Here is a 14,124-nt window from a genome sequence, read left to right as displayed (position 1 = left end):
GTGAACGACATCGCTTACACCGAGGAAGAACTGACCGAGCTCGACCGGATCGCCCGGCAGATCGACATCGACGCCCCCGCCGACCGGGTCTGGGACCTGGTCGTCCGGCCCGGCTGGTACATCAACGACGGCGAGGTCGACCCCGCCGGGCAGGACGTGCGCCAGGAGGGCGACGTGACCGTCATCCGCGAGGCGGGCTCCGGCGACTACCGGTTCAGCACCGTGGAGCTGGACAAGCCGCGCTACGCGGCCTTCCGCTGGCTCTCCGCCCCGCACCGCAAGGAGGCGACGGGCTCGACGCTGGTGGAGTTCTGGATCGACGAGCGCCCCGGCGGCGTGACGCTGCGCGTCGTGGAGAGCGGCTTCTCCGGCCTCTCCGAGGACCCGGCGGTGTGGCTGAAGGAGCGCGCGGGCAACGACAAGGGCTGGCTGGAGGAGCTGGCGGCGGGGAAGGCGTACGTCGAGAAGACCGCCGCGGCGCCGCGGCCGTGACCGCGGCCCCCGGCCTCCCCGTCGTGTGCGCCGCGCTCGGCGAGCCGACGCGCTGGGAGATACTCACCCACCTCGGCGAGGGCCCCATGTCGGCGTCCGCGCTGGCCAAGGTCATGCCGGTCAGCCGGCAGGCCATCGGCAAGCACCTCGACGTGCTGCGCGAGGTCGGGCTCGTGGAGTCCGAGCAGCGCGGCCGGGAGGTCGTCTACGTCGCCGTGGGCGCCCGGCTCAACGCCCTCGCGCGCGAGCTGGACCGGATCGGACGCTCCTGGGAGACCCGCCTGCTGCGGATCAAGGAGCTGGCCGAGCGGCCCGACGCCGACCCGCCCCCGCCGGCCTGACCGCGCGGGACCCCTCTCCCCGGCCGTACGGGGGCGGCCGGGGAGGGGTGCCGCGGGCTACCGGCCGCCCCGGCTGCGTACCAGCAGGTACATGAAGTACGGCGTGCCGATGACCGCCGTCATCAAGCCCGCGCCGAGCTGCGCCGGCGCGATGACCGACCGGCCGAGCACGTCCGCCGTGCACACCAGCACCGCGCCCAGCAGCACCGCCACCGGGAGCACCCGGGTGTGCTGCCGGCCGACCAGCGCCCGCGCCGCGTGCGGCGCCACCAGGCCGACGAACCCGATCGTGCCCGCCGCCGACACCGCCGTGCCGGCCAGGGTGACGCTGAGGATCAGCAGCCACAGCCGGCTGCGGCCGAGGTCCAGGCCCAGCAGCCGCGGGGTGTCCTCGTCGAGCGAGACGAGGTCAAGCTCCCGCCGCCGGGCCGCCGCGATCGCCAGGCCCGCGAGAAGGACGATCGCCAGCGGTACGACGTCCGGCAGCGTCCGCCCGTACGTGGAGCCGGAGAGCCAGGTCAGCGCCATCGTCGCGTTGAACGGGTCGGTCAGCACGATGAGCAGGCTGATCAGCGCCGTCGAGGCGGTGGCGAAGCCCATGCCGACGAGCACCAGCCGGTTCTGCTGGAACCCGCCGCGCGCGGCGAGCCCGAAGACCCCGACCGAGGTGAGCGCCGCACCGCCCAGCGCCGCGGCGGACAGCCCCCACGAGCTGGGCACGTCCACCGTCGTCACCAGCAGCACAGCGCCGAGCGCCGCGCCGTTGGAGACGCCGAGCACGCCCGGCTCGGCCAGCGGGTTGCGGGTCACGGCCTGCACGATCGTGCCGGACAGCGCGAGCGCGGCGCCGGCCAGCAGCGCGGCGAGCACCCGCGGGACGCGGGTGTCGAGCACCACGTCGGTCGTCGGACCCGCCCGGCCCTGCACCCAGTTGAGTACGTCTCCCAGCAGCAGCTTGGTGTCCCCGACGAGCAGCGCGACGATCGTGACGGCGACCAGCGCGGCCAGCAGCACCGCCGTGGCGGCGACGAACGTCCGGTGGCTGCGGATGCGCAGCTTGTCGGTGTCGGCCGCGCCCGCGGTGTCCCGCAGCCGGGCCGCCATCACCACGAGGAACACCGCGCCGACGAGGCTGGTGACCACGCCCGTCGGTACGGAGACCGCCGTGTCCGCCGGCACCATGGCCCGCAGCAGCACGTCCGCGCCGAGCACCAGCGCCATGCCCAGCAGCGCCGCCAGCGGCATGCCCGCCCGCGTCCTGCCGTAGATACGGAACCTGCGGGCGACCGACCGCACCAGCGCCGGCGCGCACAGCCCCACGAACCCGATCGGCCCGGCGAGCGTCACCGCCGCCGCGGAGAGCAGCACCGCGAGCAGCACCGCCGTGACGCGGGTGGCGCGCACCGGCACGCCGAGGCCGCGCGCGGCGTCGTCGCCGAGCGCCAGGGCGTCGATGCGCCGCGCGAGCAGCAGCAGCCCGGCGAGCCCGGCGAGGACGAGCGGCAGCATCTGCACCACGCCGTCCCAGCCGCTCTGCGAGATGCTGCCCTGCTGCCAGTCGTAGAGGCCCTCGGTCTCCTCCGGGAAGAGCAGCAGCATCGCCTCGGTGACCGCGTACAGACCGAGCGTCAGCGCGGTGCCCGCGAGCACCAGCCGCACCGTGCCCGTGCCCAGGCCCGAGAGCCCCAGCACCACCGCCGCGGCGGCCAGCCCGCCGGCGAACGCGACGCCGGAGGACGCGAGCATCGGCAGCGACACCCCGGTGGCGGCGGCGAGGCCCAGCGCGGCGTACGCACCGGCGTTGACGGCGAGGGTGTCCGGCGAGGCCAGCACGTTGCGGCTGACCGCCTGGAGGGCGGTGCCGGCGATCGCCAGCGCCGCGCCGACCACCAGGCCCGCGGCCATCCGCGGCAGCCGGGAGGCGATGACGACGGAGGAGTCGCCCGAGTCGGCCTGGCCGGTGAGGGCCTTCCAGACCTCGGGGGCGCCGGCGTCGGAGGTGCCCTGCGTGAGGTCGACGACCGCGAGGACCGCGACCACCAGCGCGAGCCCGGCCGCCACCGCCGCCGCGCCCGTGCGTGACCGGGCGGTCGGCGGACGGGCGGGGGCGGGGGCGGTCTTGGCCGGGGCGGAGACCGCCATCGGCTACTTCGTCAGCGCGCCGACGAGGCCGTCGACGTACTGGTTCATGGACTCGGTGCCGCCGAACATCCAGATGCCGTCGTCCAGCCGGTGGACATCGCCCGCCTTCACGAACGGCAGGGACTTCCAGACGGAGTTGTCCGCAAGCTCGCCGCCCTCGGTGAACGGGGTGCTGGAGTCGTCGTCCTTGTTGGCGATGTAGGTGAACTTCACGTCGTCGGGGAGCTTCGTCAGGCCCTCGACGTCGGTGGAGCCGAGGCCGTAGTCCTTGTCGCCCTCGACGTCCCAGGCGTTCTTCAGGCCCAGCCGCTCGTTGACCGCGCCGAGCAGCGAACCGCTGGTGAACGGGCGGATGGAGACCTGGTTGGAGACGACGTAGCCGTCGGCGAAGGCGACGTTCGCGCCGCCCAGGCCGGCGTCGTCGAGCGCCTTCCTGCCCTCGGCGAGCTTGGCGTCGAGGCCCTTCTTCAGCTCCTCCGCCTTGTCGGTGGTGCCCGTGGCCTTCGCGATGAGGTCGAGGTTCTCGGTCATCCGGCCGATGGGGTCGGCGGCGTCGGCGGAGCGCAGGGTGAGCACGGGGGTGCGCTTGCTGAGCTGCTTGACGGCCGACGCGGGCAGGTCGCTGGTGGCGACGATGAGGTCGGGGTTGAGCGCGGCGATGGTGTCGATGCTGGGCTCGCCGCGGGTGCCGATGTCCTCGGGCTCGTTGGTGAGCGGGACCGCGGAGTCCCAGGTGTCGTAGCCCTTGACGTCGGCGACGCCGACGGGGTCGATGCCGAGCGAGACGAGGTGCTCGACCACGTTCCACTCGGTGCCGACGACCTTCGTGGCGGGGCCGTCTTCGAGCGTGACCTTCTTGCCGGTGGAGTCGGTCAGGGTGATCGGCTGCGCGGCGCCCTTGCCGGCGCCGCCCTTGTCGTCGTCGTCCGCGGCGTCTTCGGTGGTGCCGCAGGCGGCCAGGGTGAGCGTCGCGGCGGTGGCGACCGCCGCGGTCAGCAGGAGGCGTCTCATGAGGAAGTGCTGAGCCTTTCGCTTCGCTGGTGGTGTCGGCCGATGGCGCGGGTGCGCAGCCGGCCCGTCAGGGGGTCGTCGTCGACGTCGATGCGGATCCCGTACGCCTTGCTGAGCAGTTCGGGCAGCAGGACGTCCTCGGGGCGGCCGTCGGCGACGATGCGGCCGTCGTCGAGCAGGACCATGCGGTCGGCCACGGCCGCCGCCTGGTCGAGGTCGTGCAGGACCGCGCCCACCGCGATGCGGTGGTCCTCGGCCAGGTCGCGTACGAGGTCGAGCAGTTCGACCTGGTAGCGCAGATCGAGGTGGTTGGTCGGCTCGTCGAGCAGCAGCACGCCGGTGTCCTGCGCGAGGCAGCCGGCGAGCCAGACGCGCTGCAACTGCCCGCCGGACAGGTGCTCGGCGCCGCGGTCGGCGAGGTCGGTGACGCCGGTCATCGCCAGCGCCCGGTCGACGGCCGCCCGCCCGCCGGGGTCGGAGGCGCCCCAGCGGCCGCGGTACGGGTAGCGGCCGAACTCCACGACGTCGCGGACCGTCAGCCCGCTGGGCGTGGGCCGCCCCTGCGTGAGCAGCGCGACGTGCCGGGCGAAGTGGCGGGTGGACAGCGCGAACCCGTCGGTGTCCTCGTCGATGACGAGGCTCGCCCGCCGGGCCCGCTGGAGCCGCGCGAGCGTGCGCAGCAGCGTCGACTTGCCGCTGCCGTTGGGCCCGACGAGGACGGTCACCTCTCCGGGCCGCAGCCGCAGCGAGGCGTCGTGGACGACGTCCACGCCGTCGTACGCCACGGTGACGTCGGCGGCGGACAGGGCGTGCCCGCGGGGTCCCGCGGCGGTCGGCGTGCTCTCTCCGGCTCTCACGGGAGCTTAGGTTAACCTAACCTCACCCCGGCCCGGCAGTCGGTGTACGGAGATAGCGTGCGCCCCACCGCCCGGAGCCGCCCCGTCCGCCCCGGTCGCCCCGGCCGCCCCGTGCACGCCGTGCGTCTGCGCGTGTCCCGGGAGCCGCCGGAAGGCACCGAGGCGAACCTCACTGGCGCACGACGGGGGTGGCGGGGCGAGAATACGGGTGGGCGGCGTGCGGATGCCGGACCACCGGGCGGTGCCGCGGCACCCGCGGCGCCCGACGACGAGCACATCCAGGAGGCTCCGTGACCGCCGCACCACCGCGTACGACAGCCGCCCCCGCCCCCGCCGCCGGCGGCGCGCAGGCGCCGCAGGCCGCCGTGCCGTGGGCCGCGGCCGTGTGGCTGCGGGCGCCGTGGCTGGCGGCGCTGAGCCGCCGGGCGTGGTTCCGGCCGGCGCTGGCCGCCGTGTCCGGGGTGCTGCTCGCGGTGGCCTTCCCGCCGTACGGGCTGTGGCCGCTGGCCGCCGTCGGGCCCGCGGCGCTCTTCGTCCTGCTGCGCGGCGCCCGCCGCAAGCGGGACGCGTTCTGGCTCGGCACGGCCTTCGGCGTCGCGTTCTTCGTGCCCCTGCTGTGGTGGCTGTCCAACCTCGGCATCCTGCCGTGGCTGCTGCTCAGCGTCATCCAGGCGGTGCTGCTCGGCGCGCTGTGCCTGGCCGTGCCGCCGCTGGTGCGGCTGCCGGTGTGGTGGCTGTGGGCGGCGGCCTGGTGGGTGGCGGTCGAGGCGGTGCGCTCGCGGGTGCCGCTGGGCGGCTTCCCCTGGGGCCGGCTCGCCTTCAGCCAGGCCGACGCCCCGACCCTGGGCTGGGCGTCCGTCGGCGGCGCCCCCCTGGTCAGCGCCGTCGCCGCGCTCGCCGCCGGGGCCCTCGCGGCGCTGGTCACCGCGCGGGCCGCGCGGCGGACGGTGCCGGCGGTCGCGCTGGCCGCGGCGGTCGCGCTCGGCGCGTGCGGGACGCTGCTGCTGCCCAGCGCCGGCGACGCCGGCGACGAGCGGGCGGACGTGGCCGTGGTGCAGGGCAACGTGCCGCGGGCCCGCAGCCTTCAGGAGCAGGCCCGGGTCGAGATGGTCGCCGAGAACCACATCGCCGCCACCGAGGAGCTGGCCGAGGACGTCAGGGCGGGCCGGGTGGAGCGGCCCGACCTGGTGCTGTGGCCGGAGAACGCCACCGACCGCGACCCGCGCAACGACCCCGTACTCAGCGCCCGGATCTCCCAGGTCGTGGACGACCTCGGCGCCCCCGTCGTCGTCGGCGCCATCCTCGACGCCCCCGACGACCGCATCCGCAACGCGGGCCTCCTCTGGCTCCCGGGCAGCGGCCCCGGCGCGTACTACGCGAAGCGGCAGCTCGTGCCCTTCGGCGAGTACATCCCGATGCGCTCCCTCCTCGGCGGCTTCGGAGACCTCCAGCTCATCCCGCGCGACTTCGAGCCCGGCGACAAGGCGGTGCGCCTGGACGCCGGGGCCGTGCACCTGGCGGAGTCCATCTGCTACGAGGTCGCGTACGACGGCCAGGTCCGCGACCAGGTGCGTACCGGCGCCAACCTGCTGGCCGTACCCACCAACAACGCCACGTACATGCGCGACGGCAACCTCGGCGAGCCCGAGCAGCAGCTCGCGATGTCCCGGCTGCGCGCGGTCGAGCACAACCGCTCGACGCTGGTCGCCTCCACCACCGGCATCAGCGCGATCGTCACGCCGGACGGCGAGACGGTCGACGAGACGGGCCCGTGGCGCCGCGAGGTGCTGACCGCGTCGGTGCCGCTGCGCACGGACGAGACCCTGGCGACGCGGGTGGGGTCGGCGCCGGAGTGGGCGATCGTGGCGCTGGCGGCGGGTGCGCTGGGCACGGCGCTGTACCTCCGGCGCCGCGACGGCGCCGCGGCCGGGGCCGCCTCCGGGGCTTCCGGGACCCGTACGGCGACGGAGGACTGAGCCGCGCCGTGACCGGGTCGGCGTGACCGGGCCCCGGCGCGGCTCGTACGCCGCCGGGGGTCTCGGCGTGGCTCGACGGCCGCCGGGGCGTCAGTGGAAGCGGGTCGTGACGATGCGGGCCTTGTAGATCTGCGCGCCCGGGCGGGTCTTCGACTGGCCGGCGGAGAAGTAGACCGTCGGGCCGCCCCAGGGCGGGTCGGCGGGCGTGGGGTCCAGGGTCCACATCGCCTCGCCGTCGGTGTAGCGGACGTAGGACTTGACGTAGTTCTCCTCGGAGACGACCGTCACCTTCCGCGCCGCCTTGTCCAGCGAGTACACCCGGCCGCTGTCGGTGACCCACAGCTTGCCGGGGTCGGTGTAGTCGGGCTGGATGTCGTGGCCGTTGCCGGCGAAGGCGATGTCCGTGCCGGACTTCACCAGCCGCGCGGTGGAGTTGGCGCCGGTGACGCGGTAGGTGCGGATGACCTTGCCGCCGGTGACCCACAGCAGGTCGTTCACGTCGTCCCAGAGCACGGCGTGCGGCTTGGGCATGTCGGTGATCGTCTGCACCTCGCGCAGCGTGGAGTGGTCGCTGTTGGCGCCGCCGTAGACGTGGATGCGGTCGCGGGTGCCGGCGACGACGACGGCGGCGAGGTTGGGGACGCGCTCGATGCAGTGCGGGTAACTGGCGACGGACGCCTCCCAGATGAGGTCGCCGCGGTCCAGCCGGTTGCCGTTGCCGGTGACCCGGACGATGCCGGCGCGGCCGTTGCCGGGCCGGCCGGCGGTCATCAGCGCGATCGTGCCGTAGCGGGTGGTCTCGCGGAAGCGGATCTCGAACGGGTCGTCCCAGCCGTTCGTCGTGCCCGGGGTGAAGCTCCAGTTCGACGCGCCCGACCAGTCGCCGGTGCGGTCGAAGACCTGGAAGCTGTTGGTGCTCTGGTCGGTCAGCGCGATGGGGTAGTTGGCCGCCGCGGCGCGCGCGGGGGAGGCGCCGAGGGTCACGGCGGCGGGCGCGGCGGCGGCGCCGGCGAGGGCTCCGCGGAGGAGGCTGCGTCGCTTCATCGTCCGTCCGTTCCTCGGTGCGGATTCGGCAAGTCTTCCGTTGTAACGCAGGGCGGTTGCGGGACGGTTGCGCGGGGTCAGGGGCGTACACCGACTTCATAATTCTGTCAGGAGCATGACTTCCCACGGCCATTCTACGCGCATAGTCTGAGCGCCGGCACGACCGACTGCCGGCACGCCCGCGGCAGTTGGCGCACCCCCCAGGCCGTGCGCCGCGACCCGGCGCACCTACCCGAGGAGTCCCCCATGCGCCCCACCGCAACGAAGGGTCTGGTCGCCGCAGGCGTCACCGCGGCTGCCCTCCTGGCAACGGCCACCACCGCCGAAGCCGCCCCCGCCGACAAGCCCCAGGTACTGGCCAACTTCACCCAGACCAGCGCCGCGAGCTACAACGCCTGGGCGTCGGCCGAGTCGAACCGCGGCGCCTGGTCGGCGTACGCGTTCAACTGGTCGACCGACTATTGCAGCAGCTCCCCCGACAACCCGTTCGGCTTCCCCTTCGAGAAGTCCTGCCAGCGCCACGACTTCGGCTACCGCAACTACAAGGAGATCGGCGCCTTCGACGCCAACAAGTCCCGTATCGACAGCGCCTTCTACGAGGACCTCAAGCGCGTCTGCAACCGCTACTCGGGCGCCACCAAGACCTCCTGCAACAGCACGGCCTGGGTCTACTACCAGGCCGTACGCGCCTTCGGCTGACCCACCCCACCCGGCCCCGGCGGTACCCCCACGCCGCCGGGGCCGGGGCAGGCGCCGGGGCACTCCCGGGGCACTCCCGGGGCACTCCCGGGGCACCGCCGGGGTGAAGTCGCCCGGCGGACATATTCCGTTGACCGAGAGTCGGCCCGGGCGCAAGAGTGGTGGTCCGGTCGGGATCGGCGGTGTACCTGGGGCGGTGTGCGGTGGCTGGCGCGGAGATGGCCCGTGACCTGCAAGCCAAGGCGTCCCCTCCCGCCACACCCCTGTGGACGGCGGATTTCCGGCTGTTCTTCACCGCCCGCACCACCTCCCTCCTCGGCGACGCCATGCTCCCCGTCGCCATCACCGCCGCCGTCCTGCACGCCGGATACGGCGCGAGCGGCGTGGGCTACTCGCTGGCCGCGCTCGTCGGGCCGTTCGCCGCGCTGATCATCTTCGGCGGCGTACTCTCCGACCGCCTCGGCGCCCGCCGGCTGATGATCGTCTCGGATGTGGCGCGGCTGGTCTTCCAGATGGCGCTCGCGCTGCTGTTCCTGCTGGGTACGCCCCGGCTGTGGCAGATCCTCGTGCTGCTGGCCCTGGTCGGCGCGGGCAGCGCGCTCTTCCAGCCCGGCGTCGCCAGCATCACGCCGCGCGTCGCCGTGGACGTCCAGAAGGCCAACGCCACCCTGCGCATCTCCGAGTCCGTCACCCTCGTGCTCGGCCCGTCGCTCGCCGGGCTGCTGCTGGCCGTCTCCTCGCCCGCCGTCGTCGTCGCCCTCGACGCCGTGACGTACGCGGTCAGCGGCGCCTGCCTGTTCGCGCTCCGCGCGGTCCCCATGGGGCGCGGCGGCGAACGGGACGGCGCGCCGTCGTTCCGGGCCGATCTGGTCGAGGGCTGGCGGGAGTTCACGGCCCGCACCTGGCTGTGGAGCGTCATCGTCGTCTTCATGCTCTGGCAGCTCGCGGGCGCGGGACCCACCACGACCCTCGGCAACAGCACGCTCGTCACCGACTACGGCGCCTCGACGTTCGGCCTGGTCATGTCCTCCCTCGGGGCGGGCAGCGTGCTGGGCGGGATCGTCGCGATCAGACTCCGCCCGCGGCATCCGCTGCGCGCGGGCGCGCTGTCGATGACGGTCTGGGCGCTGATGCCGCTGGGCGTCGCCCTCGGGCTCTCCGCGCCGCTGGTCGCGGTGTGTTACGGGATCAGCGGGATCGGCGCGGCGTTCTGGATAGTCATGTTCCACACCAGCGTGCAGACGCACGTCCCGCAGGACGTCCTGGGCCGCGTGCACGCGTACGACGCGGCGGGCTCGCTGGTGATGAAGCCGGTCGGCCAGGCGGCGGCGGGGCCGCTGGCGGGGGTGGTGGGGACGGTGCCGCTGCTGTACGTGTCCTCGACGATGGCGGTGCTCACGTGCCTGCTGCTGCTGGCGATCCCGGCGGTACGGGGGCTGCGGCGGGTGGACCGCTAGGCGGGGGGCCTGGGCGTTGGTCGCGGGGGCGCCGGTGGCCGTCTCGGGCGCGCGTGATGATCGAGCACCACGAGGGCGCCGTCGCCATGGCCGGGACGGAGCGGGCGGACGGTTCGTACGGGCCCGCGAAGAAGATGGCCGGGCGGATCGTCAGCTCCCAGGAAGCCGAGATCGACGCGATGAAGTCGATGCTCGACAAGGGCTGACCGCGCCTCGCGCGGGGCGGACGCCGTACGCCGGCGCCCGCCCTACGCGCAGCGGACGGTCCGCCGCCGTACGGACACGAGGGCCACCAGCGAGACGCACACCGTCAGGACGTACGCCGCGAACGCCCAGGCCGCCGGGTCCCCCGAGGAGATCGTCAGCAGGGTGATCGCGGCGCCGGTGCCGACGAGGACGTAGAAGAGCAGGTTCTCGGAGGCCGGGTCGCGCCATGCCTTCACGACCGTCGGCAGCGCCGCCGCCGCGTCCGCGGCCACCGCGAACAGCACGGCGAGCGCCGCCTCGCCGAGCCCCAGCCACACCCCGAGCGCGGCGACGGCGACGGCCGCGCAGGCGAGGTCGAAGACCCCGAGCCGCGCGAGGTTCCGCCGGGTGCACACCCCGGTCACCACGACGACGAGCGGCCCGGCCCCGGCCACCAGCGTCTGCACCGCGGGCAGCCCCACGCCGGAGTCGAGCTGCGCGGAGAACGCGATCAGCGGCACCGCGGCCCACAGCGACCACGTCACCAGGTTCGGCCGTGCGGTGCCCCGGACCACGGCGAACGCGTACCGGACACTGCCCGCGACACCGAGGACGGCGCTGACGAACACCCAGTGCGGATCGATCAACCCAACCCCTCGTCACCTTGCGCTACGCCCCGGGCCGGAACCGCCGAACCGGCCGGTGGCGCCGCTGCGATGCCGTTGCCGATGCCGCCGCCGTGACGGCCCGCCGTGCCGAGCGCACGTACCGCTAGCAGTTGCAGTCGCAGCCACCGCCGTCGCAACCGCCGCAGCCGCCGCAGTCGCAGGCGCCGCCCTTCTCCTTGTGCTCCTCCTTCTCCCCCTCCGCACCCTGCCCCAGCGCGCCGAAGTCGGGCGGCGGCGGCCCGAATTCGCCGCCCGCGTGCGCGAACGTCCGGCGCACCGCCCGCTCCAGCTCGCCGACCAGCAGCGCGCGGACCAGCCGGTCGTCGGTGAACTCCGCGTCCGCCAGGGCGAGTGCGACTCCGCGCGTCGCGTCGTCGCACAACTGCCGGACCCGGGCGGGCGCCGTCTCGGTCGCCGTGATCGGGTTCCACGCGCCCGTACGGCGGTCGTCCGCCGCGTCCTGCACGGCGTCCAGCAGGTGTGCGACCCGGCCGAAGAGGCGCCCGGCTTCGGCCAGCGCCGCCGCGTTCCCGGGCCGGCCCGCCAGCCGGGCGGTGTGGGCGAACGCCGCGGCCGTCGCCAGCTCCGTGGGCTCGGTCACCACCAGCACCGACGTCCCGGGCTCCGCCAGCGCCTCCACCTCCCGCTGCCGCTCCACCGCCTCGACGAGCACGTCCGTGTCGAACCCCAGCCCCGCGCCGCCCCGGGCCCCGGCCGCCTCCCAGCCTCCTGCCACCCGCCGTGCCGGAGCCGCCAGCACCGGCCGCGCCAGCGCGCCGTCGCCGTCGGCGACGTGGTCGCGGATCTTCGCGGAGGCCAGCAGCAGCGACACCACCGCCGCCAGCCGCGCCCCGTCCCCGTACGCGACCTCCGCGCGCCGCATGCGGCGCAGCGGGCACGGCCCGGCGGTGCGCCAGCCGCCTCCGCCGCTGCCCTCGGCCGGGGCGGCCTGCGCGTCGTACAGCACGGATATCAGCAGCCCGTCGTGGTTCGTGGCCGCCCGCGCGACCTGCCCGCCCTGGCCGCGTAACGCCAGGCAGAGCCCGCACAGGTGGCCCAGCCACTGCTTGGCGAGGCCCTTGGGCAGGCGGCAGCGGCACGGACGAATGATGCCGAACATGCGTGTCCTCTCTCGCGCTTCCTTGGTCGGGTGGAAGACGAGGCTATGCGGGGCACGGTTCGCCGGCGGGGGCGGGCGGTAACGCTTTGGCGGCTGGTCGCCAAGTGTGTGATGTAGGCAGGGGTTGAAGGGATCACACATGGTCAGCAGCTCGGGTGAGGCGGTCCGCCGGATCGGCACGGATCCGCAGGCGTTCGAGGCGTTCTATCGCGCGCACGTCGATGCGGTCGAGCGGTTCATCGTGCGCCGGGTGGCGGATCCGCATCGCGCCGCGGATCTGACCGCGGAGGTGTTCCTGGCCACGATCGAGTCGGCCGAGAGCTACAAGCCGTCCCGCGGAGCGCCGGTGGCCTGGCTGTACGGCGTCGCGCGCAACGTGCTGGCCGGTGACAGGCGGCGCAGCGCACGCGAGCGCGACGCGGGACAGCGGCTGGCGGGGCGGCGGCTCGTCGAGGGGGACGACATCGCCCGGCTGGAGGACCGCATAGACGCCGAGGCGCAGGCCAGGACGTTGTACGAGGCCATAGGGCAACTGCCCGCGCATGAGCGGGCGGTGCTGGAGCTGGTCGCGGTCGACGGCCTCACCGTGAGCGAGGCGGGCAGGGCGCTGGGCATCCGGGCGCCCACCGCGCGGGTCCGTCTGCACCGGGCCCGCCGCCGCGTCCGCGAGCACTTCGCAGCCCCCGTCTCACCGCCGGCCGTGCCGGCGGCTTCCGGACCGAGACCGTAGGAGATACCACCATGAGCAAGGAAGAGAGCCGGCTCACCGGCTTCGAGGAGCGGTTGCTCGGCGAGCTGAAGCGCGTCGTCGCGGAACGCGGCGCGGCGGAGAGCCCGGCGGTCCCGCCGGTGGCGGTGGAGGTCCGCGCGCCGCGCCGCCGGCTGTGGGTGGGGCTCACCGCCACGGCGGGCGTCGCGGCGGCGGGCGTCACCGCCGTGGTCGCCCTGCCGGCGATGGGGGGTTCGGCCGCGTACGCCGTCGAGACGAACGACGACGGGACGGTGACGGCGACGATCAAGGAGTTCACGGACGCCGAGGGGCTGGAGCGGCAGTTGGAGGAGCACGGCGTGTCCGCCGAGGTCGACTACATGGAGTGGGGGCAGTGGTGCCAGGGTGACCGCGGCGAGGGTGTCAACCGCGACTTCCTGTTCCGCCAGGACCCGCCGCCGACCACGGACGGCCCGTGGTCCTTCACCGTCCGCCCCGCCGACCTCGGGCCCGGGGAGACCCTCGTGATCGAGACGGCCCGGGCGCGGGACGGCGAGATGGTCAGCGAGGGCGTCGGCTGGCAGCTCGTCACCGGGCCCGTGCGGGCCTGCCACCCGTCCGCCGCCGCCCCCGGCGAGGACGAGCCCGTCGAGCTGCCCGGACAGCCCACGGGCAAGCCTCTGAAGGAGAAGGCCATGCCCTGACGGTCGTGCGCACCACGCCCCGCGCCGTGCGCACGGCGGCCCCGCGGGCTTGCGCACGGTGGCCCCGCGGCCCGTGCGCACGGCTCCGGGGCCCGGGGGCTGGGGCCTGGGGGCACGGCACCGGGGGGTGCGTGGCCCGTACGAGGGGGGCACGGTGCCGGGGTGCGCGGGCGCGGCGCCGGGGCGCGTGGTCCGTACGGTGGGAGGGCCGGCCAGTCAGCGCCCGGCGGGCCCCTCCTCCCACCACGTGAGGTGGGCGGCGGCCTGGGCCACCGGCTCGATCAGCTCCCAGCCCTCGGCGATCAGCCCGCCGTCGATGCGCCAGATGTCGACCACCGCGATCTCCGGCCCGCCCTCGGGGAGCCACCGCCGGGAGTGCATGACGACGTGGTCGCCGTCGGCCAGCAGGTGGTGGATCTCGACCCGCATCCCGGCGAGCGGGGTGAGCGCCGCCTCGACGGCGGCGAGCCACCGCGCCTTGTCCGAGGTGGTCGCGTCCGGCCGGTGGTGGACGAAGTCCTCGCTCAGCAGCGGCGCGATTCCTTCGGCGCTGCCCGTCTCGATCAGTTGCCCGAGCGCCCGTTGGACGACGGTCCTGTTGTCTGCGGTCATGCGTCGCAGTCTTTCCGCGGCCGCGGCGGCTGTCGATGACATGGCATTTCATCAGCGGACCCGACCGCACCCGAGCCGACTTCGTCCGGAGCTGACGGACTCTTCG

Annotated in this window: 15 protein-coding genes; 8 read left to right on the top strand and 7 right to left on the bottom strand. The window is 74.6% G+C overall.

Translation table 11 applies throughout. The features are described 5' to 3' along the window. Together QBL21_RS33975 and QBL21_RS33970 are read left to right on the top strand one after the other, a co-directional pair. On the top strand, window positions 1-492 hold the full coding sequence (locus QBL21_RS33975; RefSeq protein WP_407566055.1) for an SRPBCC domain-containing protein: 492 nt from the start codon (window positions 1-3) through the stop codon (window positions 490-492). Further along, on the top strand, window positions 489-833 hold the full coding sequence (locus QBL21_RS33970; protein WP_407566054.1) for an ArsR/SmtB family transcription factor: 345 nt from the start codon (window positions 489-491) through the stop codon (window positions 831-833). Before QBL21_RS33975 ends, QBL21_RS33970 begins: the two co-directional genes overlap by 4 nt. Window positions 834-890: 57 nt before the next feature. Here QBL21_RS33970 and QBL21_RS33965 read toward each other — a convergent pair whose 3' ends face one another. Genes QBL21_RS33965 through QBL21_RS33955 form a run of 3 tightly spaced genes read right to left on the bottom strand, consistent with a single transcriptional unit; the run spans window position 891 to window position 4,843 of the window. Then, entirely contained in the window at window positions 891-2,975 is a 2,085-nt protein-coding gene (locus tag QBL21_RS33965; protein ID WP_407566053.1) for an iron ABC transporter permease, read from the bottom strand. Window positions 2,976-2,978: 3 nt separating this feature from the next. After that, window positions 2,979-3,986: an iron-siderophore ABC transporter substrate-binding protein gene (locus QBL21_RS33960; RefSeq protein ID WP_407566052.1), complete on the bottom strand. Its 1,008-nt coding sequence runs from the start codon at window positions 3,984-3,986 to the stop codon at window positions 2,979-2,981. Further along, entirely contained in the window at window positions 3,983-4,843 is an 861-nt protein-coding gene (locus tag QBL21_RS33955; protein ID WP_407566051.1) for an ABC transporter ATP-binding protein, read from the bottom strand. The genes QBL21_RS33960 and QBL21_RS33955 overlap by 4 nt, the downstream gene beginning before the upstream one ends. A gap of 290 nt (window positions 4,844-5,133) precedes the next feature. On the opposite strand from QBL21_RS33955, the gene lnt reads away from it, so the two are divergent. Next, window positions 5,134-6,819 (top strand): apolipoprotein N-acyltransferase, encoded by a 1,686-nt coding sequence (gene lnt / locus QBL21_RS33950; protein ID WP_407566050.1) that lies wholly within the window; start codon window positions 5,134-5,136, stop codon window positions 6,817-6,819. 90 nt (window positions 6,820-6,909) lie between these two features. Here the strand turns inward: lnt and QBL21_RS33945 are convergent, their stop codons facing one another. Continuing rightward, window positions 6,910-7,863: a hypothetical protein gene (locus QBL21_RS33945; RefSeq protein WP_407566049.1), complete on the bottom strand. Its 954-nt coding sequence runs from the start codon at window positions 7,861-7,863 to the stop codon at window positions 6,910-6,912. Window positions 7,864-8,109: 246 nt separating this feature from the next. Here QBL21_RS33945 and QBL21_RS33940 point away from each other — a divergent pair, with 246 nt between their 5' ends. From QBL21_RS33940 to QBL21_RS33930, 3 genes are all read left to right on the top strand, one after another. Continuing rightward, complete coding sequence (locus tag QBL21_RS33940; RefSeq protein WP_407566048.1) at window positions 8,110-8,562, top strand: phospholipase; 453 nt, start codon at window positions 8,110-8,112, stop codon at window positions 8,560-8,562. 203 nt (window positions 8,563-8,765) lie between these two features. Next, window positions 8,766-10,019 carry an MFS transporter gene (locus QBL21_RS33935; RefSeq protein ID WP_407566047.1) on the top strand — a complete coding sequence of 418 codons (1,254 nt, stop codon included), beginning with the start codon at window positions 8,766-8,768 and terminating at the stop codon, window positions 10,017-10,019. Window positions 10,020-10,075: 56 nt separating this feature from the next. Further along, complete coding sequence (locus tag QBL21_RS33930) at window positions 10,076-10,225, top strand: DUF305 domain-containing protein (protein WP_407566046.1); 150 nt, start codon at window positions 10,076-10,078, stop codon at window positions 10,223-10,225. A gap of 42 nt (window positions 10,226-10,267) precedes the next feature. On the opposite strand, the gene QBL21_RS33925 is transcribed toward QBL21_RS33930, so the two are convergent. Further along, entirely contained in the window at window positions 10,268-10,852 is a 585-nt protein-coding gene (locus QBL21_RS33925) for a hypothetical protein (protein WP_407566045.1), read from the bottom strand. Window positions 10,853-10,976: 124 nt separating this feature from the next. After that, entirely contained in the window at window positions 10,977-11,993 is a 1,017-nt protein-coding gene (locus QBL21_RS33920) for a DUF5685 family protein (protein ID WP_407566044.1), read from the bottom strand. A 139-nt stretch (window positions 11,994-12,132) separates the two neighbouring features. Here QBL21_RS33920 and QBL21_RS33915 point away from each other — a divergent pair, with 139 nt between their 5' ends. Both QBL21_RS33915 and QBL21_RS33910 read left to right on the top strand, forming a co-directional pair. Beyond that, entirely contained in the window at window positions 12,133-12,723 is a 591-nt protein-coding gene (locus QBL21_RS33915) for an RNA polymerase sigma factor (RefSeq protein WP_407566043.1), read from the top strand. A gap of 11 nt (window positions 12,724-12,734) precedes the next feature. Then, complete coding sequence (locus tag QBL21_RS33910) at window positions 12,735-13,406, top strand: hypothetical protein (RefSeq protein ID WP_407566042.1); 672 nt, start codon at window positions 12,735-12,737, stop codon at window positions 13,404-13,406. Window positions 13,407-13,622: 216 nt separating this feature from the next. On the opposite strand, the gene QBL21_RS33905 is transcribed toward QBL21_RS33910, so the two are convergent. Then, window positions 13,623-14,018: a nuclear transport factor 2 family protein gene (locus QBL21_RS33905; RefSeq protein WP_407566041.1), complete on the bottom strand. Its 396-nt coding sequence runs from the start codon at window positions 14,016-14,018 to the stop codon at window positions 13,623-13,625. Between the last annotated feature and the right edge of the window lie 106 nt (window positions 14,019-14,124).

It is taken from the genome of Streptomyces sp. 184 (genome assembly GCF_045781775.1).
Classification (GTDB): domain Bacteria; phylum Actinomycetota; class Actinomycetes; order Streptomycetales; family Streptomycetaceae; genus Streptomyces.
The sequence above is the reverse complement of the archived record's forward strand: the minus strand, read 5'-3'. Positions and strand labels throughout refer to the sequence as shown.

Coding starts and splice junctions, on each gene's coding strand:
- QBL21_RS33960 (WP_407566052.1), bottom strand. CDS start 3,986: ATGAGACGCCTCCTGCTGACCGCGGCGGTCGCCACCGCCGCGACGCTC.
- QBL21_RS33915 (WP_407566043.1), top strand. CDS start 12,133: ATGGTCAGCAGCTCGGGTGAGGCGGTCCGCCGGATCGGCACGGATCCG.
- QBL21_RS33965 (WP_407566053.1), bottom strand. CDS start 2,975: ATGGCGGTCTCCGCCCCGGCCAAGACCGCCCCCGCCCCCGCCCGTCCG.
- QBL21_RS33910 (WP_407566042.1), top strand. CDS start 12,735: ATGAGCAAGGAAGAGAGCCGGCTCACCGGCTTCGAGGAGCGGTTGCTC.
- QBL21_RS33905 (WP_407566041.1), bottom strand. CDS start 14,018: ATGACCGCAGACAACAGGACCGTCGTCCAACGGGCGCTCGGGCAACTG.
- QBL21_RS33940 (WP_407566048.1), top strand. CDS start 8,110: ATGCGCCCCACCGCAACGAAGGGTCTGGTCGCCGCAGGCGTCACCGCG.
- QBL21_RS33920 (WP_407566044.1), bottom strand. CDS start 11,993: ATGTTCGGCATCATTCGTCCGTGCCGCTGCCGCCTGCCCAAGGGCCTC.
- QBL21_RS33930 (WP_407566046.1), top strand. CDS start 10,076: ATGATCGAGCACCACGAGGGCGCCGTCGCCATGGCCGGGACGGAGCGG.
- QBL21_RS33945 (WP_407566049.1), bottom strand. CDS start 7,863: ATGAAGCGACGCAGCCTCCTCCGCGGAGCCCTCGCCGGCGCCGCCGCC.